Raw genomic sequence first — 26,128 nt, forward strand, 5'->3', positions numbered from 1 at the left:
GCTCAGGAGCAGGTGGCGCCGTTGAGGGTGAAGCTGGTGGGGTGGGTGTTGGTGCCGTTGTGGTTGCCGTTGAAGCCGATCTCCACGGTCTGGCCGGCGCCGATGGTGCCGTTCCAGGACTGGTTGGTGATCGTCTGGGTGGCGCCGTTGGCGGCGTAGAGGGCTGACCATCCGTTGGTGATGACCTGGCCGGCGGGGAAGGCGAAGGCGAGGGACCAGCCGGTGATGGCGCTGGTGCCCGTGTTCGTGATCTTCACCGAGCCGGTGAAGCCGGTGTTCCAGTCGTTGGTCGAGTAGACGACCTTGCAGGAGCCGGCGGGGGTGACGGGGTTGGCCTCGGTGGTGGCCGTGGCCGGGACGGAGGCTGCGGAGACGTTGCCGGCTGCGTCCTTGGCCCGGACGGTGAAGGTGTAGCTGGTGTCAGCGGCCAGGCCGGTCGCGGTGTAGCTGGTCCCCGTCGAGGAGCCGATCTTGGTGGTGCCGGAGTAGATGTCGTAGCCGGTGACGGCGACGTTGTCGGTCGAGGCGGTCCAGGTGAGCGGGACGGTCGAGGTGGTCGTGGTGCCGGCCACCACGGCCGCGGGGACCGAGGGAGCGACGGCGTCGATCGGCGGTGCGACGGTGCCGTCGGTGTTGCCGACGATGATGCCCCGCCCATTCGTGCCGATATAGACCCGTCCGTAGACGTCAGGGTCGCCGGTGATCGCGGCGCCGGTCCACGCCCACTGGTGCTCGTCGTCGTTGATCCGGTTCCAGGTCGATCCGGCGTCGTCGGAACGGAAGATCCCGCGCACGCCATCGATCTTCGAGGACGTGAAGATCGTCGGGTAGGTCGCCCCGGGCGCGGCCTTGCCGAAGCCGATCGCGTCGCCCTCGTCGACGTCTGCAACCCGGGTGAACGTCGCGCCCGAGTCGGTCGAGTGCCACATGCCGTAGGTCGTGTCGGTCATGCCGCCGGCGAACCAGACGTCCCCGGCGTGCCCGGGAACCGCGGCGAAGCGCACGTTGCCTTCGGCTGGGAGGCCGGTGGCTGCCGATGCCGTGAAGCTCGCGCCGCCGTTGGTGGAGATGTAGAACGTGCCTGCGGCGAAGCCGTAGAAGACGTCCGGGTTGACGCGGTCGGACTCGACGCGTGCGCCTGCTGGGATCCCGGTCGACGCCGTCCAGCTCGACCCGTGGGTCGTGGACACGTGCACTCCGGCCCCGACCGGGCTCCACAGGATCCGGCCGCCGGTGGCGTTGACGGCCACCGTGCCGGCGCCGGTCACCCCGGCGGGTTCCTGCCCGGCGAACCAGGAGGACCCTCCGGTGGTGGACACGCCGATGTGGGAGTCGACGCCGCCATCGACGCCCTGCCCGACCCGCACGATCGTCGTCGGGCTGAGTTCGGCGTAGTCGAGACTGTGCACCGCGCCGTGATACGGCTGGGTGTACATGAGTGTGGGGACCTTGGTGATGTCGGTGTGCACGAACCCGCCGATGTCACCCAGACCGGAGATGAGCTCAGCACCGGCGGGCGGGGCGATGAGGTCGAGGACCGCTGTCTCCTCGATGCCCTGTGCCTTGACCGAGATGTTGACCTTTCCGCCCTCGTCCCAGTCGGTGAGGTTGGTTCCACCGAACACTGTCGCGCCGGTCCCGTAGTAGAACCGGTCGGAGTCGAAGGGGTCGATCTCGAAGGACTCGGTCATCCAGCCGAGCTTCGGGCTGGGCTCAGCACCGTTCGCTTCCCTGCCGAAGGTGAGCCACGGGGCGCCGGAGATGTCGAGGGTGTAGTTGAGCGTCCGCTCCGGGTAGCCGGCCCAGTCCCAGATCCGGGTCCAGGTCTGCCCGCGGTCGGTGCTGCGGAAGACGATGATGTCCGGCCACCAGGAGACCTGGGTGACCGCCATGATCGTGTCGGGGTCGCTGCGGTCGACCGTCAGGCCGGAGAAGCCGTAGGTGAGGTCGGTGCTGGACGTCTTGACCGGGCTCACGTCCGTCCACACGCCCGAGGCGATGTCCAGGCGCCAGACCTGACCCGCGCCGCCGTCGTACGGGCCGCCGGTGTCGGAGGTAGAGATGTAGAGCTGCTTGCCTGCCTCGTCGAGCACACCCTTGTGCGCGAGGTACCCGGTCGGCTGACCGGCCACCCGCGACCACGTCACGCCGCCGTCGGTCGAGTGGTAGACGTTGTTGTCCTTGTCGGCGACGCCGACGTAGATGGACTGGGTGGTGGAGCCGTTCGCACCGGTCGACGGGTCGAAGGTGACCCAGACGACGCCCTGGTTGTCGGCCAGGTAGCCACCGAACTCGGCCGAGGCAGCGTCCTGGACGTAGTTGCCCACGTTGGGGAACTGGGTGACCTGCGCCCAGGTGACGCCGTAGTCGGTGCTCTTCCAGAGGCCGTTTCCGCTGCTCGTGCCGAAGTAGATGATCGCGTTGTTGTTCGGGTCGACCTGCAGGCGCTCGCCCATGCCACGACCGGGCATGTTGCCGCCGACCTTGAACGGGAGGTCGGTCTTCTGCCAGGTCTCGCCCCGGTCGTCAGATCGCAGGATGGCTCCGTTGTTGGGGTCCCAGCCATTGGTGTACGTGCCCACGGCGACGTACACGCGGTCGGGGTCGACGGCGTCGGTCGCGAGACTGAGGACACCGGTGTGGCTCCAGTCGTCCCAGCCGAGGTGGTCGAGGAGCGGGATCCACCGCTGGGTGGTCTTGTCGAGGCGGTAGGCGCCACCGATGTCGGTGCGCGAGTAGACGAGGTCCTGCTCGCTCTGGTTGAAGATGATGCCGGGGACAAAGCCGCCGCCGACGATCTCGACATTGCCCCAGTCGTAGCCGGAGGGGCTGACCGAAGCGACGACAGGGGCGGCGGGCCGGGCGGCCGGTGGGGCGGCGGACGCCGTCCCCAAGCCGCTGGCGAGCAGGCCGAAGGCTGTGAGTGGTACCACAGCAGAAAGAACACGCATCCGCGTCACTCCTTTGTCAGGCGGTGCCGCAGGGGACAGCTCAGGCAGGGAGGCCTTCGTCTGACGCGGCTGCCGTCAGGTTAGCGAAGCGCTTCGACGATGGGAACGTCCTAAACGTTTCACCGGGTGACATCCTTCACCCGGTCGATCGTTGGATTTCCGCCCGATCCTCGCCCCGTGTCCCGGGGCTCGCCCGGGATACGGGAGAGAGACGCCTCAGTCGCACACGACAGAGCTGGCGGCGAAGCGCGTCGGCGCGCTCGTGTTCCCGGTGTGGGACCCGTTGAACCCGATACCGACGCTCTGACCGGCCCCGAGCCACCCGTTCCAGGACTCGTTTGTCACCGTCACGACCTGTCCTGCCTGGCTCCACCGTCCCGACCAGCCCTGGGTCAGGTGCTGTCCGTCCGGCAGCGTGAACGACAACGACCAGCCCGAGACCGCGGTCGTGGACGTGTTCTTGACCGTCACGGACGTGGTGAACCCGGTGGTCCAGGCGTTGGCGCGGTACGTGACTGAGCAGCTGGGCCCGCTCGGGGTACTCGTGGGTGCGACGGTCGGCTCCGCCGTCGGCTCAGACGTCGGCGTCGGAACCGGAGTGGGCTCCGTGACCGCCCCAGCGCCGAGCGCGCTCGCGATGGCGGCGTAGGCGGGCTTGGGTGCATAGTTCGCGTCCCACACCAGGGCCGATCCCTGGCCGGGGAACACGTCCGGGATCCAGGAGTACTTGTCCGTGATGCCCCACAGGGTCACCCCGGTGCACCCCTCGACCGTGAGGCAGGCGCCGATGACCGTGCGATAGTCGGCGGCCTGCTGGGCGAGCCGGGTCTCGTCGGCCGGCAGCGGAATCCGGATGTCGAGCTCGGTGATGCGCACCTCGACGCCCAGGTCGGCGAAGCGCTGCAGGTTCGCCTGGAGCGACGCGGGCACCTGGCCGACGATCAGGTGGGCCTGGAACCCTACGCAGTCGATCGGCACGCCACGGGCCGTGAAGTCCTTGACCAGCTGGTAGATCGCGGTGCTCTTGGCGTTGACCGCGTCGGTGCTGTAGTCGTTGATGCACAGCTGGGCGCCGGGATCCGCAGCCCGGGCGGTGCGGAACGCCTCCTCGATGTAGCCGTCGCCGAGCCTGGTCTGGAAGACCGACTGGCGCCGGGAGCCGTCGTCCTCGAAGGCCTCGTTGACCACGTCCCAGGCGGTGACCTTCCCGCGCAGGTGCCCGGCGACCGCGGTGATGTGCGACGTCATCGCCGAACGCAGCGCGGCCGGGGTGCCCAGCGCCGAGACCCAGCTCGGCAGCTGGGAGTGCCACACGAGGGTGTGACCGTAGAGGTCCATGTTGTTGGCGCCCGCGTAGGCGGCGACCTGGTCGGCCCCGGTGAAGCTGAACTGCCCCTGCACACGTTCTGTGGCGTCCCACTTCATCGCGTTCTCCGCGACGACGAGGGAGAACTCACGGTCCGCGATCGACCGGTACCCGGTCTCGGTGAGGCGGTCCGGGGCGAGGGCGAAGCCGAGGGTCCTGCCGTGGTCGGCTGCGGCGTCGGCCAAGGGTTCCAGGACGCTGCCCGACGCCGCGAGCGGGTCCGGTGCGGCCACCGCACCGAGGGGGAGGGACAGGCCGAGGGCGGTCAGGGAGACCGCAACGAGGGAGGCCGCGGCGGCGCGGCGCCGACGGGGGAGTCGGGCCAGGTGGGGAAGGCTGCGGAGGGAACGAGACATGGTGCACCTTTCGTCGAACAGGCCCGCCCTGCACCGGGCGCGGAACGGCTGGTGCAGGGCGGGGGGTGTGCCGCTGGAGTCGGGTCAGCCTTGGGAGCAGGTCGATCCGTTGACGGCGAACGCGGCCGGGGCGGTGTTCGTGCCGGAGTGGTTGGCATTGAAGCCGATCTCGACCGTGCCGCCAGCCGGGATGTAGCCGTTCCACGCCTGGTTGCTCACGGTGACCTGGGACCCGGTCTGGGCGTAGAGCGCCGACCACCCGTTGGTGATGACCTGACCGGCCGGGAAGGCGAAGCCCAGCGACCAGGAGCTGATCGCGGCCGAGGACGTGTTCTTGATCTTGACCGTCCCCGTGAAACCGGAGTTCCAGTCGTTGGTCGCGTACGTCACCTGACAGGTGCCGGCCGGGGTGACGGCGGCCTGGGTGGACGCGACCACCTGGGCCGAGGCCGCCGAGACGTTGCCCGCCGCGTCCTTGGCCCGGACGCTGAAGGTGTACGCGGTGCCTGCCGCGAGACCGGTCACGGAGTAGCTCGTCGTGGACGACGACCCGATCTTCGTCTGGCCCTGGTACACGTCGTAGCCGGTGACGGCGACGTTGTCGGTGCTCGCCGTCCAGGTCAGCGGGACGGCCGAGGTCGTCGTTGTGCCTGCGGTCAGGCCCACCGGGACGGTCGGCGCCGTCGTGTCGCCCACGACCGGGGTCTGGGCGGTCGTCGCGGTGACGGAGGCGGAGGCGGCCGAGACGTTGCCGGCCGCGTCCTTGGCGCGCACCGTGAAGGTGTAGACCGTGGACGGGGTCAGGGCGGTGGCGGTGTAGGCCGTGCCGACCGTGGACGCGATCTTCGTCTGGCCCTGGTAGACGTCGTAGCCGGTGACGGCGACGTTGTCGGTCGAGGCGGTCCAGGTCAGCGGGACCGACGTGGTCGTCGTCGGGCCCGCGGTGAGAGCGACCGGGACGGTCGGCGCCGTGGTGTCGGCCACGACGACGGGCCGGGTGGTCGCGGTGACCGGGGCCGATGCCGCGGAGACGTTGCCGGCGCCGTCCTTGGCCCGGACGGTGAACGTCACGGCCGTGCCCGGTGCCAGGCCGGTCGCGGTGTAGCTGGTCCCGGTCGACGAGCCGACCAGGGCGCCGCCCTGATAGACGTCGTAGCCGGTGACAGCGACGTTGTCGGTCGAGGCGGTCCAGGAGAGGGCGACCGAGGAGGTCGTCGTGGCGCCGGCGGTCACGGCGGTCGGGACGCTGGGTGACGTCGTGTCGGTGGGCGGGGTGGTCGTGCCGCCAGGGGCCTGGGACAGGCTGATCCCGGTCGTGGAGGCTGTCCCACCGAGCTTGACCTCGTGGTCGAGACTGACGAACTTGCCACCCTCGGCCCACAGAGCCGGCTTGAGCAGGGCGTACTTTGCCTCGTCCCAGCTCACCCAGTCGTTGGTGAGCAGACCGCCGGTGTCCCCGGAGTTCGGGTTGAGCACCCAGAAGGTGTGGTGGATCCGCTTCTCCTGGATGAGGTCACGCATGGCGACCATCCACTTCTCGTTCGGGCCGTTGTCCAGGAACCCGCCCCACTCGCCGATGAGCAACGGCGCGATCTCCTGGTCGTGGATGTAGAGCCAGTTCGGTCCCCACACGTCACGCTCGAGCGAGGCCCGGTTCCAGGCGGTGCCCTCGAACCACGGCTGCGGGGAGACGAGGGGGCCGTAGTCGTGCGGGGAGTACATGAGCTGGTCCTGGTGGGCCCCGAGGTCGACGGGGTGCTCGGCGACCCCGCGCAGGTTCCCGCCCCACCAGTAGTTGTTGTAGTCGTCGACGTTCTTCGACGTCCAGCTCTTCCCCGCCTTGGGGTAGATCTGCACGCCTTCGACGAGGATGAGCATGTTCGGGTTGATGGCCAGGATGCGTGCCGCGGCGGTCTCCGCGAAGTACTTGAAGTTGTCCTTGTCGGTCGAGGCGTCCCACTTGGCGCGCTCGGTGTCGCCCTGGCTGCCGTGCGGCTCGTTCTTGAGGTCCGCGCCGATGACCGTGTCGTTGTGCTTGTACCGCTCGGTGAACCACTCCCAGCCGGTGTAGACGTCCTCGGTGGTGATGGCCCCCTTGAACCACATGTTGTACACGTGCCCGGAGTTGTCCGCCTCGGCGCTGTGCACGTCCAGGACGACCTTGAGCCCGTACTTCTTGCACAGCTCCAGCCAGTAGTCGAAGATCTGCAGGTTGTTCATCCCGACGAGCTCGGGGTTGGCGTAGGTGTTGATGTTCGGCGAGGCGACCGTCTGCCCCTTCTTCCACTCCAGCAGCAGCTGGGTGGAGATGGGCACCCGCACGACGTTGATGCCGCGGTCGGCCATGCCCTTGGTCGTCGTCTCGATGTTGGCCGTCCACAGGCCGTGGAAGACCCGCTCGCTCGCGTTGAAGCCGAACCAGTTCGTGCCGGTGAGCCAGACCTCCTTGCCGGAGGCGTCCACGACCTTGTTCCCGGACGTGTGCAACCAGTCCGTCTCGTCGGAGGTGAGTGCTCCGCTCGGCGAGATCGCGCTCGGGAGTGAGGCTGCAGAGATGCCCGACGGCGCGCCGGCCTGGGCGGGGAGGGCGGCGGCGATGGGCACCGCGAGCAGCGAGGTCGCTGCGAGGGTCGTCGTCGCGAACCGCAGGCGGTGCGCCAACGAGCGGCGGACAGAGGTGTCAGACACGTGGATCCTCCAAGACGGGGAAGCGGGCACCGTGGCAGGAGCTGCGGCGGCGGGGAAGCGGGCCGACCGCCCGCGCTCCTCGCAGGGCGAGGGCGCGGGCGGCCGGTGTTCAGCAAGTGGTGCGATCTGCTCAGGAGCAGGTGGCGCCGTTGAGGGTGAAGCTGGTGGGGTGGGTGTTGGTGCCGTTGTGGTTGCCGTTGAAGCCGATCTCCACGGTCTGGCCGGCGCCGATGGTGCCGTTCCAGGACTGGTTGGTGATCGTCTGGGTGGCGCCGTTGGCGGCGTAGAGGGCAGACCATCCGTTGGTGATGACCTGGCCGGCGGGGAAGGCGAAGGCGAGGGACCAGCCGGTGATGGCGCTGGTACCCGTGTTCGTGATCTTCACCGAGCCGGTGAAGCCGGTGTTCCAGTCGTTGGTCGAGTAGACGACCTTGCAGGAGCCGGCGGGGGTGACGGGGTTGGCCTCGGTGGTGGCCGTGGCCGGGACGGAAGCGGCAGAGACGTTGCCGGCTGCGTCCTTGGCCCGGACCGTGAACGTGTAGCTGGTGTCAGCGGCCAGGCCGGTCGCGGTGAAGCTGGTCCCCGTCGAGGAGCCGATCTTTGCGGTGCCGGAGTAGATGTCGTAACCGGTCACACCGACGTTGTCGGTGCTCGCGGTCCACGTCAGCGCGATGGCTGAGGTGCTCGTCGCTGTGGCGACGAGGTTCGTGGGGATCGACGGGGCGATGGTGTCGACCACGACGGCGGACTTGGTGGTCGCGGTCGCCGCGGCCGAGGCTGCGGAGACGTTGCCGGCCGCGTCCTTGGCCCGGACGGTGAAGGTGTAGCTGGTGCCCGAGAGCAGACCGGTCGCGGTGTAGCTGGTGCCCACCGAGGACCCGATCCGGACGCCGCCTTCGTAGATGTCATAGCCCGTCACGCCGACGTTGTCGGTGCTCGCGGTCCAGGACAGCGGGACGGTCGACGTCGTCGTCGTGCCGGCCACCAGGTTGGTGGGGACGGTCGGTGCGATCGTGTCGGGGGTCGGGACGGTGGAGGCCGTCGAGGCGGTCAGCGGCACAGAAGCAGCCGAGACGTTGCCGGCGGCGTCCTTGGCCCGGACCGAGAAGGTGTAGCTCGTGCCGGCGGTGAGGCCGGTGACGGTGGAGGACGTGGTCGTGGAGGTACCGACCAGGGTGTCGCCCCGGTAGATGTCGTAACCGGTCACGCCGACGTTGTCGGTCGAGGCGGTCCACGACAGTGCGATGCTCGACGTCGTCTTCGCGCCGGCCACCAGGTTGGTGGGGACGGTCGGGGCGATGGTGTCGAGAACGGGCTCGACCGGGCCGGTGGCGGGGATCGCCGGGTAGGCGTTGGTCACGAGCTGCTGGAACTGGGTGGAGAACCACTTGCCGGAGACGGGTGCGTCGGGGAGTGCTCCGGTGAGGTTGCCGGCGAGCTTGGGGGAGTTGAACGTCGGGTCGCACATGCGGTCGAAGCCCTTGCCCTCATCGTTGGGGATGAAGGTGGAGGAGCCGTCGGACTCTCCCGGAGGCTTGACCCAGACGAAGGCGTCGAGGTGGGAGGAGGCGTAGCCGGCCGGGGTGGCCTGGGGACGCTCGCCGATTCCGGCACCGGCCGGGTTGCACCAGGCGCCGCGGTGGGTGCGCTTGTCGACCTTGGAGTCGGTGATGTACGTCTCGAGGTTCGAGGACGTGCTGGTGGCGGTGGGCCGGTTGGGGCCACCCCACCCGTTGCGCGAGGTGTCGATGAGCATGCCGATGGAGGACGGGAAGCCGCCCGCGACGAGGCGGTTGTAGAGGTCCGCGGTCCAGTCGATCTCGTCGAAGTCGAAGTTCCACTCGTAGAAGCTCGAGGAGCGGATCGGGGTTCCGTTGAGGGACTTGGAGGAGTCCGGGAGGTACGTCTCGTTCAGCGGGGTGGAGTTCGCGGTGTTCGTGATGAACCCGTCGATGGAGGCGAAGCCGGCCTTGGTGGACTTGGCGACGTCGACGAAGGTCTGGACGGCGTGGGTGGAGTTGTTCTCCCAGCCGAGCCAGCCCGAGTGCGCTGCGTCGACGTAGTTGTACACGTTGGAGATCGCGTGCAGCTTGTCCAGGGCGTACTTGACGCCTTCCTTGTAGAACGGGGCGGAGGTCTGGCAGGCAGGCTCGCTCATGTTCGTGGACAGGTTGGGCAGCGAGTCGGGCTCGATCGTGGCGGCGATGCGGATGCCGGCGTACTCGGGCTTGGCGAGCAGCGCTGCGATCGGGTCGATGTACTCGGTCTTGTACCGGGCCAGGCCGGCTGCGGTGGCGGGAAGCTCACCGTTGGAGGCCAGCGCGTAGCAGTCACGACCGGGCAGGTTGTAGATGACCACGTTGAGCACGATCGGGGTGGTGCCCTGCTTCTGCTCCAGGGCGGCGTCCAGGTGGTACTTCAGACCCGGGCCGTCGACGTTGCCGTTGATGGCGCCGATGCGGTCCATCCAGACGGCGGTCGGCTGGTCTTTGATCGCGACCATCTGCGAGGCGAGGGTCGGGTTCGTGGCGGCGACCGTCGCGGCCTCGGTGGCCACGGCGGCGCTCCACTTGTCGTTGACGTACTGGCTCGCACCTGCGTATGGGTTGTCGACGTGAGCCTCACCGGTGCCCGGAGTCGGGTCCGTGGTGGGGTCGGTGGTCGGGTCCGTGGTCGGGTCCGTGCCCGGGTCGACGGTGCCGGTGGCGGGGATCGCCGGGTAGGCGTTGGTCACGAGCTGCTGGAACTGGGTGGAGAACCACTTGCCGGAGACGGGTGCGTCGGGGAGTGCTCCGGTGAGGTTGCCGGCGAGCTTGGGGGAGTTGAACGTCGGGTCGCACATGCGGTCGAAGCCCTTGCCCTCATCGTTGGGGATGAAGGTGGAGGAGCCGTCGGACTCTCCCGGAGGCTTGACCCAGACGAAGGCGTCGAGGTGGGAGGAGGCGTAGCCGGCCGGGGTGGCCTGGGGACGCTCGCCGATTCCGGCACCGGCCGGGTTGCACCAGGCGCCGCGGTGGGTGCGCTTGTCGACCTTGGAGTCGGTGATGTACGTCTCGAGGTTCGAGGACGTGCTGGTGGCGGTGGGCCGGTTGGGGCCACCCCACCCGTTGCGCGAGGTGTCGATGAGCATGCCGATGGAGGACGGGAAGCCGCCCGCGACGAGGCGGTTGTAGAGGTCCGCGGTCCAGTCGATCTCGTCGAAGTCGAAGTTCCACTCGTAGAAGCTCGAGGAGCGGATCGGGGTTCCGTTGAGGGACTTGGAGGAGTCCGGGAGGTACGTCTCGTTCAGCGGGGTGGAGTTCGCGGTGTTCGTGATGAACCCGTCGATGGAGGCGAAGCCGGCCTTGGTGGACTTGGCGACGTCGACGAAGGTCTGGACGGCGTGGGTGGAGTTGTTCTCCCAGCCGAGCCAGCCCGAGTGCGCTGCGTCGACGTAGTTGTACACGTTGGAGATCGCGTGCAGCTTGTCCAGGGCGTACTTGACGCCTTCCTTGTAGAACGGGGCGGAGGTCTGGCAGGCAGGCTCGCTCATGTTCGTGGACAGGTTGGGCAGCGAGTCGGGCTCGATCGTGGCGGCGATGCGGATGCCGGCGTACTCGGGCTTGGCGAGCAGCGCTGCGATCGGGTCGATGTACTCGGTCTTGTACCGGGCCAGGCCGGCTGCGGTGGCGGGAAGCTCACCGTTGGAGGCCAGCGCGTAGCAGTCACGACCGGGCAGGTCGTAGATGACCACGTTGAGCACGATCGGGGTGGTGCCCTGCTTCTGCTCCAGGGCGGCGTCCAGGTGGTACTTCAGACCCGGGCCGTCGACGTTGCCGTTGATGGCGCCGATGCGGTCCATCCAGACGGCGGTCGGCTGGTCCTTGATCGCCAGCATCTGTGCGGCGAGCGTCGGGTTGGTGGCTGCCACAGCCGCTGCCTCAGCAGCGACCGACGCGCTCCACTTGTCGTTGACGTACTGGGTGGCGCCCGCGTACGGGTTGTCGACGTGGCCCTCGGCGCCGATCGCGGCGGTCGTGGTGCCAAGGATCAAGGGCGCCGATAGGAGCGCTCCCACAGTGACGGCTGTCGCGCCTTTGCGTAGCCGTTTTGAGGCTTGAGACACAAGGTCCTCCGAATGATCGAGCAAGTCAGGTGTGCGTCCCGAACGGGTCGCAGACCGGGTGCACAGGACTGTGGCACCGGGTGAAATCTGACACGCGTGGCCGCCCGTTGATAGTGGCCTAAAGGTTTAGGCAATGGCGACGTTATCGAAACGTGATCATCGGATGACTTGCGTCACCGGCTCCCGGGTGCAGTCGTCCCACGAACCGTCAGCGGCCCGATCGGCAGCTGCACCTCGATGCCGGTCACGCCGTCGAGCAGGTCCAGCACGGCGCGGGCCGCAGCCTGTCCCAGCTCCACCACGGGGTGCGGCAGCGTGGTGACCGAGGGTGTCGCCAACCGGCAGGCGGCCGAGTCGGTCCCCGAGACGATCGACAGGTCCCACGGGACGTCCTTGCGCAGCCGGCGCGCGACGTCGAGCGCAGTGACCGCCCACAGGTCGGTGTCGAACATGATCGCCGACGGCGGGTGGGCGTCGATGAGCAGCCGGCGCGCGGCACCTGCTCCGGCCTCGTGGGAGGCCAGGCTCGAGGCGACGACCGCCTGCCCGCCGCCGGCCTCGACGGCCTCCCGCAGCGACCGCGCGCGCCGCACCGACATGTCGAGGTTCGCCGGTCCCGTGACGACCCCGATCCGCCGGTGCCCCAGCCCCACCAGATACTCGCCGACGCGCTGGTAGGCGCCCTCCTCGTCGACCCACACGCAGGCCAGACCGCGCGCGGCCTCTGGGTGGCAGATCGCCACCGCGGGGATCCGCAACGACCGCAAGGTCTGGATCCTCGGGTCGTCGGTCTGGACGTCGGTCACCAGCAGGGCGTCGAAGCGACGCTCGGCCCACCAGGACTTGTAGAGCGCCGCGGCGCTCTCGTGGTCGCCGACCATCTGCAGCACGAGGGCCAGTCCGCGCTCGGCGAGGGTGTCCTGGATCCCGCTGAGGAGGTTCATGAAGTACGACGGGTGGGTCGCCGCGGAGTCTCCTCGCACGAGTGCGAGGCCCACGGTGCGGCTGCTCGTGCGCAGCGATCGGGCGGCGGCATTGGGACGCCAGCCGTGCTCGTCGGCGATCCTCAGCACCCGGTCCCGGGTCGCGGCCGAGACGCCCGGGCGACCGTTGAGGGAGTAGGAGACGACCGCGATCGACACCCCAGCCATCCGAGCAATATCGGTGATGGTTGGACGTTTCGTCGTTGCATGCGTAAATTCGGGTGAAGTTTCGGGTGTCACGAGACCACAGCATGCTCGACGGAGCGCGTGCGCGCATCTGCTCGACTCCACCGAAGGGGCGAGGGAGATTCTGATGTTGGTACAGATTCCATGACGACTATGGCAGGATATCGCGGTTCCAGCGCTGGACCATTCACGATCGGGGTCCTGTCGCCCGTTGTCGGAGGTTTCTATTTCGGAAAACTCCTGGCGGGCATCACCCGCGCGGCCCGCGTGGGAGGGCACCAGGTGGTTGCCATCCAGACCTACGCCGCCGATCTTGATCGAGGACATTTCCCGGACAAGTCTCGCTTCGACGTGCCCTTGGGCTTCGACGTCCTCGACGGCTTCATCGTCATCACCTCGGCGGTGGACCGCGACACCCTGCGCGAGCTCGACGCCTCGGCGAAGCCCCTCGTGGTGGTCAGCGAGCACGAGGCGGGGCTGCGCGCACCCGTCGTGACCCCCGACAACCGAGGTGGGGTGCGTGCTGCCGTCGAGCACCTCATCGAGCACGGGCACACCCGGATCGGGTTCCTGGGCAACCCCCAGCAGCTCGACATCCGTGAGCGGTACGAGGCGTACCGATCGACCCTCGCGGCCAACGGCATCGAACCGCTCGACAGCTGGATCCTCACCACGAGCGACAACCAGGAGGCGAGCGGATCGGCCGCCGCGGCCGAGCTCTTCGAGCGGGGTGTGCCCACCACCGCGACGGTCGCGGCGACGGATCGCAACGCACTCGGCTTCATGAAGGCGCTGAAGCTGCGAGGGCTCTCGGTGCCCACCGACCACGCGGTGGTCGGGTTCGACCATATCGACCAGGGTGCACGAGCTCGCCCGCGGCTGTCGAGCGTGGACCCGCACCACGACTGGGTCGGCGAACTGGCGGCCAAGCTGCTGCTCGCCCGTCTCGGTGGGCAGGATGTGGGGGCGGGGGCTCACCTGAGCCAGACGACGCTGATCGCCCGTGAGTCCTGCGGCTGCCTGAGCTCGACCCGGACCGGGCTGCTCGTAGACGGCATCGGCAGCCTGGGCGGGGTGCGGCTCCACGAGGCCGTCGCGGACAACCCGCCGGCCTCCGCTGTCGCGCAGCTGAGCCAGCTCACCCGGGCGGTGTTCCTCGGAGCCCCGGGCAACGAGCACACCGCCACGCTCGACGCGCGGGCCTGGGTCCGCACGATCGCCGAGCTCATGGTCTCCGCGGCTCAGCGCGCCGTCGTCCCTGCGAGCGTCGTGCTCAACCGGCTCGCCGACGCCACGACGGCCCTCAATCCGCACCCGGACGCGCTCGAGCAGCTGCTCGTGGGGCTGCGGGCGCTGGAGACCGAGGCCGCCGCCCAGGCGCCTCCGGGATCGCCGTCCCACGCGAGCGCGCTGCATGCGGCGGTCACCGGCGTCACCGTCGCGCTGACCAAAGGCTGCGCGCGTGCGCTTCTCGCACGATCGGGATACCTCGAGCAGACGCTGGTCAACCAGTATGAGATCGACCTCGAGCTGATGCGGACGAGCGGGGCTAGCCCGCGGACCTTGAGCTGGCTGCCGGCGGCCCACCGCGGGCCGGCCTCGCTCGCGCTGTGGACCGGGCGTCGGACCCAGAAGGGGGACCGCCAGCTCGAGATCGCAGGGACGCGCGACGTCGGCGCGACCGGAAGCCGGCTCGTCGGGATGGCCTTCTCCGAGCGGGAGTTCCCGCCCTCGGCGCTCACCCGGTCGGCCGGGACCGCGCGCCTTGAGCTGACCTTCGTCATCCCCGTGACCTTCGCCGACAGCGACTGGGGATACCTGACGATCGCCGGCCCTGTGGACACCCGGTCGACGAGCTCACGGGACAAGTACAACCACTGGGCGGCGATGCTCGCGATCGCCCTCGACCACGAACGGGTGCTCGGGTCGCTGCGCGAGCAGCGCGGAGCGCTGCAGATCGCCGCCGAGCGGGAGCGTCAGCTGGCCAGGGAGATCCGGGCGAGCGAGGAGCGGTACGTGCTCGCGGCCGGGGCGGTCTCCGACGGCGTCTGGGACTGGGACGTGCTCAGCGGCGCGGTCTACTTCTCCCCGCGGTGGAAGTCGGCCCTCGGCTACGGCGAGGAGGACATCGGCTCGAGCCTGGAGGAATGGACCGGGCGGGTGCACCCCGATGACCGCGATGAGCTGTCCATGGCGATCGCCGCCCAGCTGGCCGGGGTCGACGAGCCGTTGTCTCTGGAGCAGCGGGTGCTCGACGCGAGCGGGTCATACCGGTGGATGCTGTGCCGGGCGGTGACGGTGCTCAACGAGGCTGGGTGCCCGGCGCGCCTGGTCGGTGCGATGAGCGACCTGTCCGAGGCCAAGAACCGGGAGCGTGCGCTCGCCCGGCTGGTCGCGCGCGAGGCCACACCGGGCCTGGTCGCCGGGACGGTCTTCCTGGACCGTCTCGACCGGGCGATCGAGCGCGGGCATCGGCGCGATGACTGTGACAGCTCCCTGGTGCTGCTGCGCGGACCATGGGACGGGGACCGTGGTGGGGAGGGCCTGCTCGACGTCGTGCTCGAGGCGGTGCGCGACGTCGCGGGCCCGGGGGACACGGTCACCCTGCGCGGGCCCGGTGAACTGGCGATCCTCCTCGACTGCGTGGCCGGCGCCGGCGCCGGCGCCACGGTGGAGGTGCTGCGGCGTCGGCTCGACGAGGAGGTGCGGATCGTGGTGCTGGCCGGGGTCCGCGCGAGCGGTGACGCCGACCAGGCGCTGCGGGAGGTCGCGGGGATGATGCACCGGACGACGCGTCAGGTGCACTGACTCACGAGCCGGACCGGGTCCGGGCGTCGTAGGCCGAACGTGCCGCGACGACCTCCGGGACAGCCTCCTCGACGACGCTGATGAGGGCGAGCAGCCGGTCGGCGACCTGGGTGCCGAGCGGGGTGAGGGCGTACTCCACGTTCGGGGGGATGGTCTCGCGGACCGTGCGCAGCACGAGGCCGTCGCGCTCGAGGGTCTGCAGGGTCTGGGAGAGCATCTTCTCGCTCACCCCGTCGACCCGCCGGCGCAGGGCGTTGAACCGGATCGATCCCTCGCGCAGCGCAGCCAAAGACAGCACGCCCCACTTCCCGGTGACCGACTCCAGGGTCCGGCGCGAGTCGCAGCCGCGCTGGAAGACGTCGGGGACGAGGTCGTCGAAGCTGTCGGCGTCGGTCGTGGAGGCGGGAGGCGGGGTCGAGGTCCTGGGCATACCTCATCGTACCGGGTACCTGCGCCAACAGCAGCACAACCTGTTTCGCTTGCACTAACTAAAAGTTAGTGCCATGCTCAGGGGGTTGTCGGGCCGTCCCTCCCGACCCTCACCTCTCAAGGAGTCCCCCATGTTTGCTGTCACCGGAACCACCGGCCACCTCGGACGCCTGGTCGTCGACGCCCTGATCGCTGCCGGGGTCGCCCCCGAGCGGATCGTCGCCGTGGTACGCACCCCCGCGCGGGCCGGCGACCTCGCCGCGCTCGGCGTGGCCGTCCGGGAAGGGGACTACTCGCGCCCCGAGACCCTCCCCTCCGCCCTCGACGGGGTCGAGACCCTGCTGCTCGTCTCCTCCTCCGAGGTCGGCCATCGCGCCGCCCAGCACGCCAACGTCATCGGCGCCGCCCAGGCCGCCGGGGTGTCCCGCATCGTCTACACGAGCGCACCTCATGCCGACACCTCGGCACTCATCCTGGCCCCTGAGCACAAGGCGACCGAGGAGCTGCTCGCGGACTCCGGCCTCGCTGTGACGATCCTGCGCAACAACTGGTACACCGAGAACTACGCCGCCGCCCTCGAGCAGGCGCGCCAGACCGGCGTGATCGCCGCGAGCGTGGGGGAGGGCCGGGTGGCCAGCGCGACCCGCCAGGACTTTGCCGAGGCGGCCGCGGTGGTCCTGACCCGCGACGACCAGGCGGGCAAGGTCTACGAGCTGACCGGCGACGTCGCCTGGACCCATGAGGACCTGGCCCGGGCGGCCTCCGAGGTGCTCGGTCGCGAGGTCGTGTACACCCCGCTCAGCTCGACCGAGCACGCCGCGGCGCTGACCGCAGCCGGACTCGACGACGGGACCGTCGGGTTCCTCGTCGCTCTCGACGCCAACATCCGTGACGGCCTGCTCGCCGACGCCACGCACGACCTCGCCGAGCTGCTGGGACGCCCGACGACGCCGCTCGCGGCCGGGCTCGCCGCGGTGCTGGCGCCGGTCGGCGCCTAGCGGGACCGGGCCCGCGACCAACCCGGTCAGACGTGCACGACCGGGTTGGTCAAGGTCCCGACGCGCTCGATCTCGCAGACCACGACGTCGCCGTCGTGCAGGTGCTGGGGCGGGGTCATGAACTCCCCGCAGCCCCACGGCGTGCCGGTGAGGATGACGTCCCCGGGCTCGAGGGTGAAGCTCTGTGAGCAGTAGGCGATGATCTGGGCGACCGAGAAGACCATCTCGGCGGTGCTGGACTCCTGCACGGCCACCCCGTTGACCCGGGTGCTCAGTGCGAGGTCCTGCGGGTCGCCGATCTCGTCCGCGGTCACCACGTCCGGGCCGAGCGGGCAGAACGTGTCCAGGCTCTTGCCCCGGACCCACTGTCCGTCGCCGAACTGCAGGTCGCGTGCGGAGACGTCGTTGGCGACGGTGTAGCCGAAGACGTGGTCGAGGGCGTCCTCGACGCTCACCCGCCGGGCCGTGCGCCCGATCACCACCGCCAGCTCGACCTCCCAGTCGACCCGCGCGGTGAGGTCGGGGTCGATCTCGATCGCTGCGCCGTCGCCGACGACGGAGGTGGTGAACTTCGTGAAGATCAGCGGCGCCGCCGGGACGGCCATCTGCGACTCACGGATGTGGTCGAGGTAGTTCAGACCGATCGCCACGATCTTGCCCGGTGCGAGCGGGGCGAGCTGTGCGGTGGGCGTCCCCTCCACGACGGCGCCGTCGGGGGTGGGCGAGGTGCCGGAGCGGAGCAGGTCGACGAGGGTGACCCCGACCGGTGCGGCTGCCCGCAGCACGGCGCCGTCCCGGACGGCGAGCTGGGGTCCCTCGGGCGTGTGCACAGTGGTGAGCCGCATCGTGTTCTCGGTATCCTCGTCTAGGTACGTCGATCTGGTCAGACCAATCTGGTCTGACCAACTATGGCGGGCAGTCCGGTCGGGAGTCAATGTCCAGAGCCGACCCCACCGCCCCGAGGAGGAACGGAGGGGCCCCGCGATGACGGACCTCGTCCACGACCTGCGCCGGCTCATCAGCGATCGCCGCTACGCACCCGGTGAACGCCTGCCCTCCGAGCGGGAGCTCGCGGTGCACTTCGACGTCGCGCGCCCGACGGTCCGGCGCGCCGTGGCCACGCTCGTCGAGCACGGGGTGGTCGAGGCCCGGGGTCGGTCAGGGGTGTACTTCACTGGCACGGACGCGCGGGAGCTCTTCGCCGTCCGGGCGCTGCTCGAGCCGTTCGCGGCCGCGGAGGCCGCGACCCGCGCCGATCCACGGGCTCGCGAGCAGATCAGCGCGCTGCTCGAGCAGGCCGCGTCCGTGGTCGACGACGCCCAGGCGTTCGCCGCCGTCGACGCCGCCGTGCACGACGCGATCATGGATGCCGCCGGCAACGCCGTGCTGGTCGGGGTGCACCGCGGTCTGCGTCAGCGCATCGCGTGGTCCCGGGGCGCGACCGGTGCCCACGCAGGGGTCCGGCGCAGGTCGCTGGCCACCCTGCAGATGCTCGCCGCGGCGATCGCCGCGCAGGACGGCGCCGCCGCACGCGCGGCGATGGAGCAGCACCTGAGCGAGGTGCTCGCCGTGGCCGAGGAGACGGCGCCCGACGCCGGGTGAGCGCCGGGTGGGCTAGCGCGCCGCCTTGATGACCAGGACGGGGACTGCGGCGTCGAGCAGGACGCGCTGGGTGGTGCCGCCGAGCAGGAACTTCCCGACCGGGGAGCGCTTGCGCGAGCCGATGACGATGAGCTCGGCCGCGGTGCGTTCGGCGTGGTCGAGGATGGCGTCGGCGACGTCGATCTCGTCGCTGCGGAAGGTGATCTCCACGACGGAACCTGCGTCCGCGGCCTCGACCAGCGCGGCGAGGTGGGCGGGGACGGGAGTGGTCTCCGGCTGCGGGGTCAGGACGAGCACGGTGAGGGTGGTGGCGCGGCGCCGGGCCTCCTCGACGGCGGCGCCGAAGGCGGCCTCGCCCTGGGGGGATTCGTTGTAAGCCACGAGAACCGTCATGGTGCCATGCTCCCTGTGTGATCTGTCTGATCTGTGCGATCTGGGTGTGTGCCCCGCGGTGCGAGGGCCGAGCGCTGACCCATAGCCTAGGGCCAATGGCCGGCTTCAGGGCGCTGGCGACGGCGTTCGTCCGGCGTGTTCCTCACCGGCCCGCCAGGAGCGCCGCGGGCAGCACGACGCCGGCGGGCAGCAGGGCCGGCAGCTCCGCGGCGATGATCTGGGTGAGCTCGCTGCGGCGCCGGGGCGTCATCCGGTCCGACGGCGCGGTGATGCTCACCGCGGCGACCGGCACGCCGTCGCGCAGCATCGGCACGGCCAGGCAGCTGATGCCGGCCTCGTTCTCCTCCGTCTCGGTCGCGTAGCCGTCCGACCGGGCCGCGGTGAGGATCTCGGCGAGCCGGGCGGTGGGCAGGTGGCTGCCGGCGTACCAGGCGAGGGAGACCGGGTCGACGTCGCGCTGGGAGAGGATCGCGCGGCCCAGGGCGGTGGTCGCAGCCGGCTGGCGCCGTCCCACGGCCGACCACACCCGGACCGGGCGGACCGGCTCGACCTTGTCGAGGTAGAGGATCTCCGCACCTGAGAGCACCCCGAGGTGGACCAGCTCGTCGGCGCGCGCGCACAGCGTGACGAGCGCGTTCTGCAGCAGGCGGGGGAGGTTCTCGTCGGAGTAGAAGGCCGAGGAGAGCGCTGCGGCCGCGGCGCCGAGCACGTAGTTGCCGGTGACCGGGTCCTGGTCGGCGAATCCGCGGAAGCGCAGGGCGGCCAGGGTGCGGTGCAGGGAGGTCTTGTTCAGGCCGAGGATCTCGGCGAGAGGGGCGAGCGCGAGCCCGCCCGCCCCGGCGGCGCTGAGCTGCTGGAGCGCGAGGAGCGCCTTGTCCACGCTGCCCATGGGGGAGGTGGCCTCGGTCGCCTGTGTCCCCGCGGTCCCGGAGGTGTTCATCGTGGAAGTCCTTTGCTATGGTAATTTCGTAACCAGCAACGCCCATTCACTATCACGAAACTCTAGCAGAGATGCAGGCGGTCATGTCAACCGAGAACCAGATCATCGACGCCCTGGCAGCGGCCCGGATCGTCCCCGTCGTCGTCATCGACAACCCCGACCACGCCCTCCCCCTGGGCAAGGCCCTGCTCGACGGCGGCCTCGACGTCATCGAGGTCACCTACCGCACCGCGGGTGCCCAGGCCGCGCTCACCGCGCTCAAGGCCCTGCCCGAGCTCATCGTCGGTGCCGGCACCGTCGTGCGCCCCGACCAGGTCGACAGCGCCATGGCCGCCGGCGCGCAGTTCCTCGTCTCCCCGGGGCTCAGCGTCGAGGTCGTCCAGCGCGCCCAGGCGGCCGGGATCCCGATCCTGCCGGGCATCGCGACGCCGTCGGACATCATGACCGCGCTGTCCCTGGGGCTGTCCGTGGTGAAGTTCTTCCCTGCCGCCACCCTCGGTGGACCGTCGGCGATCAAGGCCTTCTCCGCACCCTTCCCGGGCCTGCGCTTCGTCCCCACCGGCGGCATCAGCGCCGCGAGCGTCGGCGACTACCTCGCCATCCCGGCCGTGCTGGCCGCGGGCGGGTCCTGGATGGTCGACCGCGCCCTCATCGAGGCCGAGGACTGGGCCGAGATCACCCGCCGCACCGCCGAGGCCGTCGCGCTCGCCGCGCCCGCCACCTCCTCGATCGGAGCCTGACCATGACCAGCTCACGCGCCCTCGAGGTCAAGGCCGCCGCCGACTGCGACTTCGACGTCGTCTCCCTCGGCGAGGTCATGCTCCGCCTCGACCCGGGCGAGCGCCGGATCAAGACCGCCCGCACCTTCGACGCCTGGGAGGGCGGCGGGGAGTACAACGTCGCCCGTGGCCTGCGTCGCTGCTTCGGCCTGCGCGGGGCGATCGTCACCGCGCTGGCCGACAACGAGATCGGGCGGCTCGTCGAGGACTTCATCCTCACCGGCGGCCTGGACACGAGCTACATCCAGTGGGTCGAGTACGACGGCATCGGGCGCTCGGTGCGCAACGGCCTCAACTTCACCGAGCGCGGCTTCGGCGTGCGCGGGGCGGTCGGGGTCTCCGACCGTGGCAACACCGCGATCGCCCAGATGCAGCCCGGCGACGTCGACTGGGACGACCTCTTCGGCCGGCGCGGGGTGCGCTGGCTGCACACCGGCGGCATCTTCGCCGCGCTCTCGGAGTCGGCGGCCGACGTCGCCGAGGCAGCCATGACCTCCGCCCGCAAGCACGGCACGGTCGTGTCCTACGACCTCAACTTCCGCCCGTCGCTGTGGAAGGGGATCGGCGGCTCCGCCCGCGCCCAGGAGGTCAACCAGCGCCTGGCGCAGTACGTCGACGTGATGATCGGCAACGAGGAAGACTTCACCGCGAGCCTCGGCTTCAAGATCGAGGGCGTCGACGAGAACCTCACCGACCTCGACACCGGTGCCTTCCGCGCGATGATCGAGACGGCCGCGGCGGCGTACCCGAACTTCCAGGTCATCGCCACGACCATGCGCGGGGTCCACTCGGCCTCCGACAACGACTGGGGCGCGATCGCCTGGAGCCGCACGCAGGGCTTCGCCGAGGCGACGCACCGGGCGAACCTGGAGATCCTCGACCGGGTCGGTGGCGGGGACTCCTTCGCCTCGGGCCTGGCCTACGGGCTCATGGAGATCGGCGACATCACCTCGGCCGTCGAGTTCGGTGCCGCGCACGGCGCCATCGCGATGACCACCCCGGGCGACACGTCGACCGCGAGCCTCGCCGAGGTCACCAAGCTCGCCGGCGGCGGCAGCGCCCGAGTCCAGCGCTGACCCAGCCGCCCCACCGCACTACCGCACTACCGCACCACCGCACCGCCCGCCCCACCAGCCCCACCAGCCCCACCCCGGTCCGCTGAGTGCGGGCGAACGGCTGCCCGATGTCCGATTTCGGCAGCCGTTCGCCCGCACTCAGCGGACTTCGTGCGTGGGGCGGGGTGGGCTCTGCTCGGCGCTGTTCGTCAGGGGCTCGTCAGGGCGCCGTCAGGGTTGTGTCAACACTGCGGGCGGGCCCGTCAAGGTGTCGTCAACACCGCCTCCGCCGAGGCCGGCGACGCGTAGACCTGTAGCTGCGCACCCTCTGGTGCGCCGGCACGTCGACGGTCCCAGCGGGTCCGCGACCGGTCTGCCGCCCGACGTCAGAAGGCATGACACCCATGGCCGACGTGGCCTTCATCCTCCTCACCATCGCGTTCTTCACCACGATCGCGATGCTCGCCCGGCGCGCCGGCGACACCGACTCGCCCCCGGCCGGCTCTCCCGGTCCCGACTCGACCGCGGGCCGGCGATGAGCGCCCCCGACTGGGTGGGCCTCGTGGTCGCGGCCGCCCTGCTCGTCTACCTCTTCGTCGCCCTGATCCGCTCCGGTGGCGCACGCCGCCCCGGCAAGAGGCGGTGACCCATGAGCTCACCGTGGCTGGCCGTCGGCCAGATCTCCGTCCTCCTCATCGCCCTCGCGGCGGTGCACCTGCCCCTGGGTGCCTACCTCGCCCGGGTGTACACGAGCCCGAGGCACCTGCGCCTCGAGCGCGCCGGCTACCGTCTCATGCGGGTCGACGCCGACGCCGACCAGAAGTGGAGCTCCTACCTCTTCTCCGTGCTCGGCTTCTCGATGGCCTCGGTGCTCGTCCTCTACGCCCTCGGCCGGCTCCAGCAGCACCTGCCGATGAACCTCGGGGTGAGCGCCTTCGACCCCGCGGGAGCCTGGAACACCGCGGTCTCCTTCGTGACCAACACGAACTGGCAGTGGTACTCCGGTGAGGCCGCCGCAGGCCACGTCTTCCAGATGGCCGGGCTCGCGGTCCAGAACTTCGTCTCCGCGGCCGTGGGCATCTCCGTGGCCATCGCCCTGATCCGCGGGTTCCAGCGCTCGGGCACCGACGGGCGAGTCGGCAACTTCTGGTCCGACCTCACCCGCACCTGCGTCCGGGTGCTCCTGCCGATGGCCTTCGTCGCCGCGATCGCGCTGCTCGCCACCGGCGTGATCCAGAACTTCGACCCCCACACCGCCGTCCAGACCGTCACCGGGGCGAGCCAGCACGTGCTCGGCGGCCCCGTCGCCTCCCAGGAGGCCATCAAGGAGCTCGGAACGAACGGCGGCGGCTTCTTCAACGCCAACTCCGCTCATCCCTTCGAGAACCCCACCCCGATGAGCAACCTCATCGAGATCTTCCTCATCCTGCTCATCCCGTTCACGCTGCCACGCACCTTCGGCATCATGGTGGGCGACAAGCGCCAGGGCTGGGCGATCCTCTCCGTCATGGCCTCCCTGTGGCTGGCCGCCCTCGCACTGCTCACCTGGGCCGAGATGTCCGGAGCGGGTGCTGCGGCTCGTGCCGCCGGCGGTGCGCTGGAAGGCAAGGAGCTGCGCTTCGGCACCGCCGGGTCCGCACTCTTCGCGGCCGCGACCACCGGCACCTCGACCGGCGCGGTCAACTCCATGCACGACTCTCTGACCGCCCCGGGCGGCGGAGTCGCGATCTTCGGCATGCTGCTCGGCGAGGTCGCCCCCGGCGGCGTCGGCACCGGCCTGTACGGGCTGCTCATGGTCGCGATCGTCGCGGTCTTCGTCGCCGGGCTCATGGTCGGACGCACCCCGGAGTACCTGGGCAAGAAGATCGGCCGACAGGAGATGACCCTCGTCGCGCTGTACATGCTCACCATGCCGCTGCTGGTCCTCGTCGGGACGGCGCTCGCCGTCGCGACGCCGGCCGGCCAGGCCGGGATCCAGGAGGTCGGTCCGCACGGCCTGTCGGAGGTCCTCTACGCCTTCACCTCGGCGAGCAACAACAACGGGTCCGCCTTCGCCGGGCTGAGCGTGGCCACACCCTTCTACAACACGCTGCTCGGCGTCGCCATGCTCGCCGGCCGCTTCATCCCGATCGCCCTGGTGCTCGCCCTCGCGGGCCGCTTCGCCAGCCAGCGCACGACGCCGGCCACCGCCGGCACGCTTCCCACGCACCAGCCGCTGTTCGTCGCCCTCGTCGCCGCGGTGACCGTCGTCGTCGTCGGCCTGACCTTCATCCCTGTCCTCTCCCTCGGTCCGATTGTGGAGTCCCTGACATGAGCGCACCTACGCTGACCAGCGTCGAGGCATCGCCGACCACCCATGCGCGCAGCGCCACCGCCGCCGCCCTGAGCTGGGCGCAGGTGCGCGGCGCGCTGCCCGGCGCGCTGCGCAAGCTCAACCCGACGGAGATGGTGTCCTCACCGGTCCTCTTCGTCGTCGAGGTCGGCGCCGTCGGGACCACCGCCCTGGCGATCACCGATCCGTCGCTCTTCGCGGTTCTCATCACGACCTGGCTGTGGGCCACCGTGGTGTTCGCGACCCTCGCAGAGTCCATCGCCGAGAGCCGCGGCAAGGCGCAGGCGTCGAGCCTGCGCGCGACGCAGAAGCAGACGACGGCGCGGAAGGTGATCCCGGCGGGCACTACGCCGTCGGGCACCACGGCGTCGGACACCGCGGCCTACACGCGGATGGCGACCGAGGACGTGCCGTCCTCCACCCTCGCGGTGGGCGACGTCGTGCTCGTCTCGGCCGGGGAGACCATCCCCGGCGACGGCGACGTCGTGGAAGGTGCCGCCTCGGTCGACGAGTCGGCGATCACGGGGGAGTCCGCCCCGGTGATCCGCGAGTCCGGTGGTGACCGGTCCGCGGTGACGGGGGGCACCGTGGTGCTCTCGGACACGATCGCGATCCGGATCTCCGCACCGGCCGGGTCGACCTTCGTCGACCGGATGATCGCTCTCGTCGAAGGATCCGAGCGGCAGCGCACCCCCAACGAGATCGCGCTGAACATCCTGCTCACGACCTTGACCATCATCTTCTTGCTGGCCGTGGTCACGCTGCAGCCCTTCGCGATCTACTCCGGCTCACCCCAGTCGCTGCTCGTCCTGGTGGCGCTGCTGGTCTGCCTCATCCCCACCACGATCGGGGCGCTGCTCTCCGCGATCGGCATCGCGGGCATGGACCGCCTCGTCCAGCGCAACGTCCTGGCCATGTCCGGGCGGGCCGTGGAGGCTGCCGGCGACGTCGACACGCTCTTGCTGGACAAGACCGGGACGATCACCTACGGCAATCGCCGGGCCACCGACCTGCTGGTGGCGACGGGCGCGACCACCGAGGAGCTGGCCGGCGCCGCCCGCCTCGCCTCCCTCGCCGACGAGACCCCCGAGGGGCGCAGCGTCGTCGTGCTCGTCGACGAGCGGTTCACCGGTCCCGGCGCCCAGCCGGTCGCCCTGCCCGCCGGGGCCGAGATGGTCCCGTTCTCCGCGCACACCCGGATGTCCGGGATCGACCTGCCCGGCGCGGACGGCGCGGACGGCACTGACGGCGCGGACGTCCTGCACATCCGCAAGGGCGCAGCAAGCACCGTCGCGCGCTGGGTGCACTCGACCGGCGGCACCACCCCCGACCAGATCGAGACCCTCGTCGACGGCGTGTCCATGACGGGCGGCACGCCGCTGGTCGTCGCCCAGCAGCGCGGGAGCGAACCGGCCAAGGTGCTCGGCGTCATCCACCTCAAGGACGTCGTCAAGGAGGGCCTGCGGGAGCGCTTCGACGAGCTACGAGCCATGGGCATCCGCACGATCATGGTCACCGGCGACAACACGATCACCGCCCACGCCATCGGCGCCGAGGCCGGGGTCGACGACGTGCTCGCGGAGGCGACACCGGAGGACAAGCTGGCGCTCATCCGGCGCGAGCAGGCCGGCGGGCGGCTCGTGGCGATGGCCGGGGACGGCACGAACGACGCACCCGCCCTCGCCCAGGCCGACGTCGGCGTCGCGATGAACACCGGCACGTCGGCCGCCAAGGAGGCCGGCAACATGGTCGACCTCGACTCCGACCCGACCAAGCTCATCGAGATCGTCCGGATCGGCAAGCAGCTGCTCATCACCCGCGGCGCACTGACGACCTTCTCGATCGCCAACGACATCGCGAAGTACTTCGCGATCCTGCCGGCGATGTTCATGGTCGGATTCCCCCAGCTGGAGGTGCTCAACATCATGGGCCTGTCCAGCCCGGAGTCCGCGATCCTCTCCGCGGTGATCTTCAACGCCCTGATCATCGTCGCGCTCATCCCGCTGTCCCTGCGCGGGGTGCGCTACCGCCCGGTCGCCGCGTCCGCGCTGCTGCGCCGCAACCTGCTCGTCTACGGGCTCGGCGGCCTGGTGGCCCCGTTCGTCGGGATCAAGCTCATCGACCTGCTCACCTCACTTCTTCCCGGGATCGGCTGAC

18 protein-coding genes are annotated in these 26,128 nt (G+C 70.2%); 9 read left to right on the forward strand and 9 right to left on the reverse strand.

Annotated elements, in window-relative coordinates; genetic code table 11:
- Positions 1-2: 2 nt before the first annotated feature.
- From ACWA15_RS05100 to ACWA15_RS05120, 5 genes are all read right to left on the reverse strand, one after another.
- On the reverse strand, positions 3-2,951 hold the full coding sequence (locus ACWA15_RS05100; RefSeq protein ID WP_464058358.1) for a cellulose binding domain-containing protein: 2,949 nt from the start codon (positions 2,949-2,951) through the stop codon (positions 3-5).
- Between the two features lie 216 nt (positions 2,952-3,167).
- The gene (locus tag ACWA15_RS05105; RefSeq protein WP_464058359.1) at positions 3,168-4,673 is read right to left on the reverse strand and encodes a glycoside hydrolase family 10 protein; all 1,506 of its coding nucleotides are present in this window, start codon (positions 4,671-4,673) and stop codon (positions 3,168-3,170) included.
- 84 nt (positions 4,674-4,757) lie between these two features.
- Positions 4,758-7,361, reverse strand: coding sequence for a cellulase family glycosylhydrolase (locus ACWA15_RS05110; RefSeq protein ID WP_464058360.1), 2,604 nt, complete (start codon positions 7,359-7,361; stop codon positions 4,758-4,760).
- Between the two features lie 130 nt (positions 7,362-7,491).
- Positions 7,492-11,394 carry a glycoside hydrolase family 6 protein gene (locus ACWA15_RS05115; protein ID WP_464058361.1) on the reverse strand — a complete coding sequence of 1,301 codons (3,903 nt, stop codon included), beginning with the start codon at positions 11,392-11,394 and terminating at the stop codon, positions 7,492-7,494.
- Positions 11,395-11,639: 245 nt separating this feature from the next.
- Positions 11,640-12,617 carry a LacI family DNA-binding transcriptional regulator gene (locus tag ACWA15_RS05120; protein ID WP_464058362.1) on the reverse strand — a complete coding sequence of 326 codons (978 nt, stop codon included), beginning with the start codon at positions 12,615-12,617 and terminating at the stop codon, positions 11,640-11,642.
- Between the two features lie 171 nt (positions 12,618-12,788).
- Here ACWA15_RS05120 and ACWA15_RS05125 point away from each other — a divergent pair, with 171 nt between their 5' ends.
- Positions 12,789-15,443 carry a substrate-binding domain-containing protein gene (locus ACWA15_RS05125; protein ID WP_464059417.1) on the forward strand — a complete coding sequence of 885 codons (2,655 nt, stop codon included), beginning with the start codon at positions 12,789-12,791 and terminating at the stop codon, positions 15,441-15,443.
- 1 nt (position 15,444) lies between these two features.
- On the opposite strand, the gene ACWA15_RS05130 is transcribed toward ACWA15_RS05125, so the two are convergent.
- Positions 15,445-15,873 (reverse strand): winged helix-turn-helix transcriptional regulator, encoded by a 429-nt coding sequence (locus ACWA15_RS05130; RefSeq protein ID WP_464058363.1) that lies wholly within the window; start codon positions 15,871-15,873, stop codon positions 15,445-15,447.
- A gap of 130 nt (positions 15,874-16,003) precedes the next feature.
- On the opposite strand from ACWA15_RS05130, the gene ACWA15_RS05135 reads away from it, so the two are divergent.
- On the forward strand, positions 16,004-16,870 hold the full coding sequence (locus ACWA15_RS05135; RefSeq protein WP_464058364.1) for an SDR family oxidoreductase: 867 nt from the start codon (positions 16,004-16,006) through the stop codon (positions 16,868-16,870).
- 26 nt (positions 16,871-16,896) lie between these two features.
- Here ACWA15_RS05135 and ACWA15_RS05140 read toward each other — a convergent pair whose 3' ends face one another.
- Complete coding sequence (locus tag ACWA15_RS05140; protein ID WP_464058365.1) at positions 16,897-17,715, reverse strand: fumarylacetoacetate hydrolase family protein; 819 nt, start codon at positions 17,713-17,715, stop codon at positions 16,897-16,899.
- 139 nt (positions 17,716-17,854) lie between these two features.
- On the opposite strand from ACWA15_RS05140, the gene ACWA15_RS05145 reads away from it, so the two are divergent.
- Entirely contained in the window at positions 17,855-18,472 is a 618-nt protein-coding gene (locus ACWA15_RS05145) for a FadR/GntR family transcriptional regulator (RefSeq protein ID WP_464058366.1), read from the forward strand.
- 12 nt (positions 18,473-18,484) lie between these two features.
- Here the strand turns inward: ACWA15_RS05145 and ACWA15_RS05150 are convergent, their stop codons facing one another.
- A complete protein-coding gene (locus tag ACWA15_RS05150) occupies positions 18,485-18,865 on the reverse strand; it encodes a universal stress protein (RefSeq protein WP_464058367.1) in 381 nt (126 codons plus the stop codon).
- 142 nt (positions 18,866-19,007) lie between these two features.
- Positions 19,008-19,805 (reverse strand): IclR family transcriptional regulator, encoded by a 798-nt coding sequence (locus tag ACWA15_RS05155; RefSeq protein ID WP_464058368.1) that lies wholly within the window; start codon positions 19,803-19,805, stop codon positions 19,008-19,010.
- An 83-nt stretch (positions 19,806-19,888) separates the two neighbouring features.
- Here ACWA15_RS05155 and eda point away from each other — a divergent pair, with 83 nt between their 5' ends.
- The 6 genes from eda (at position 19,889) to kdpB (ending at position 26,127) form a co-directional block, all read left to right on the forward strand.
- The gene (gene eda, locus ACWA15_RS05160; RefSeq protein ID WP_464058369.1) at positions 19,889-20,545 is read left to right on the forward strand and encodes a bifunctional 4-hydroxy-2-oxoglutarate aldolase/2-dehydro-3-deoxy-phosphogluconate aldolase; all 657 of its coding nucleotides are present in this window, start codon (positions 19,889-19,891) and stop codon (positions 20,543-20,545) included.
- A gap of 2 nt (positions 20,546-20,547) precedes the next feature.
- On the forward strand, positions 20,548-21,660 hold the full coding sequence (locus ACWA15_RS05165) for a sugar kinase (RefSeq protein ID WP_464058370.1): 1,113 nt from the start codon (positions 20,548-20,550) through the stop codon (positions 21,658-21,660).
- 374 nt (positions 21,661-22,034) lie between these two features.
- A complete protein-coding gene (locus ACWA15_RS05170) occupies positions 22,035-22,178 on the forward strand; it encodes a hypothetical protein (RefSeq protein WP_464058371.1) in 144 nt (47 codons plus the stop codon).
- Positions 22,175-22,285, forward strand: a complete 111-nt coding sequence (gene kdpF / locus ACWA15_RS05175; protein WP_464058372.1) for a K(+)-transporting ATPase subunit F — start codon at positions 22,175-22,177, stop codon at positions 22,283-22,285. Before ACWA15_RS05170 ends, kdpF begins: the two co-directional genes overlap by 4 nt.
- Positions 22,286-22,288: 3 nt before the next feature.
- The gene (gene kdpA, locus ACWA15_RS05180; protein ID WP_464058373.1) at positions 22,289-23,953 is read left to right on the forward strand and encodes a potassium-transporting ATPase subunit KdpA; all 1,665 of its coding nucleotides are present in this window, start codon (positions 22,289-22,291) and stop codon (positions 23,951-23,953) included.
- Positions 23,950-26,127 carry a potassium-transporting ATPase subunit KdpB gene (kdpB, locus tag ACWA15_RS05185; protein WP_464058374.1) on the forward strand — a complete coding sequence of 726 codons (2,178 nt, stop codon included), beginning with the start codon at positions 23,950-23,952 and terminating at the stop codon, positions 26,125-26,127. Before kdpA ends, kdpB begins: the two co-directional genes overlap by 4 nt.
- Position 26,128 lies beyond the last annotated feature (1 nt).

This window comes from Sanguibacter sp. TS_SC_8 (assembly GCF_055361235.1).

What these genes read in the sequence shown, in the direction of transcription:
- ACWA15_RS05165 (WP_464058370.1), top strand. Translation starts at nt 20,548, where the DNA reads ATGACCAGCTCACGCGCCCTCGAGGTCAAGGCCGCCGCCGACTGCGAC.
- ACWA15_RS05140 (WP_464058365.1), bottom strand. Translation starts at nt 17,715, where the DNA reads ATGCGGCTCACCACTGTGCACACGCCCGAGGGACCCCAGCTCGCCGTC.
- ACWA15_RS05120 (WP_464058362.1), bottom strand. Translation starts at nt 12,617, where the DNA reads ATGGCTGGGGTGTCGATCGCGGTCGTCTCCTACTCCCTCAACGGTCGC.
- kdpF (WP_464058372.1), top strand. Translation starts at nt 22,175, where the DNA reads ATGAGCGCCCCCGACTGGGTGGGCCTCGTGGTCGCGGCCGCCCTGCTC.
- ACWA15_RS05125 (WP_464059417.1), top strand. Translation starts at nt 12,789, where the DNA reads ATGGCAGGATATCGCGGTTCCAGCGCTGGACCATTCACGATCGGGGTC.
- ACWA15_RS05135 (WP_464058364.1), top strand. Translation starts at nt 16,004, where the DNA reads ATGTTTGCTGTCACCGGAACCACCGGCCACCTCGGACGCCTGGTCGTC.
- ACWA15_RS05145 (WP_464058366.1), top strand. Translation starts at nt 17,855, where the DNA reads ATGACGGACCTCGTCCACGACCTGCGCCGGCTCATCAGCGATCGCCGC.
- ACWA15_RS05150 (WP_464058367.1), bottom strand. Translation starts at nt 18,865, where the DNA reads ATGACGGTTCTCGTGGCTTACAACGAATCCCCCCAGGGCGAGGCCGCC.
- kdpA (WP_464058373.1), top strand. Translation starts at nt 22,289, where the DNA reads ATGAGCTCACCGTGGCTGGCCGTCGGCCAGATCTCCGTCCTCCTCATC.
- ACWA15_RS05155 (WP_464058368.1), bottom strand. Translation starts at nt 19,805, where the DNA reads ATGAACACCTCCGGGACCGCGGGGACACAGGCGACCGAGGCCACCTCC.
- kdpB (WP_464058374.1), top strand. Translation starts at nt 23,950, where the DNA reads ATGAGCGCACCTACGCTGACCAGCGTCGAGGCATCGCCGACCACCCAT.
- eda (WP_464058369.1), top strand. Translation starts at nt 19,889, where the DNA reads ATGTCAACCGAGAACCAGATCATCGACGCCCTGGCAGCGGCCCGGATC.
- ACWA15_RS05130 (WP_464058363.1), bottom strand. Translation starts at nt 15,873, where the DNA reads ATGCCCAGGACCTCGACCCCGCCTCCCGCCTCCACGACCGACGCCGAC.
- ACWA15_RS05170 (WP_464058371.1), top strand. Translation starts at nt 22,035, where the DNA reads ATGACACCCATGGCCGACGTGGCCTTCATCCTCCTCACCATCGCGTTC.
- ACWA15_RS05105 (WP_464058359.1), bottom strand. Translation starts at nt 4,673, where the DNA reads ATGTCTCGTTCCCTCCGCAGCCTTCCCCACCTGGCCCGACTCCCCCGT.
- ACWA15_RS05100 (WP_464058358.1), bottom strand. Translation starts at nt 2,951, where the DNA reads ATGCGTGTTCTTTCTGCTGTGGTACCACTCACAGCCTTCGGCCTGCTC.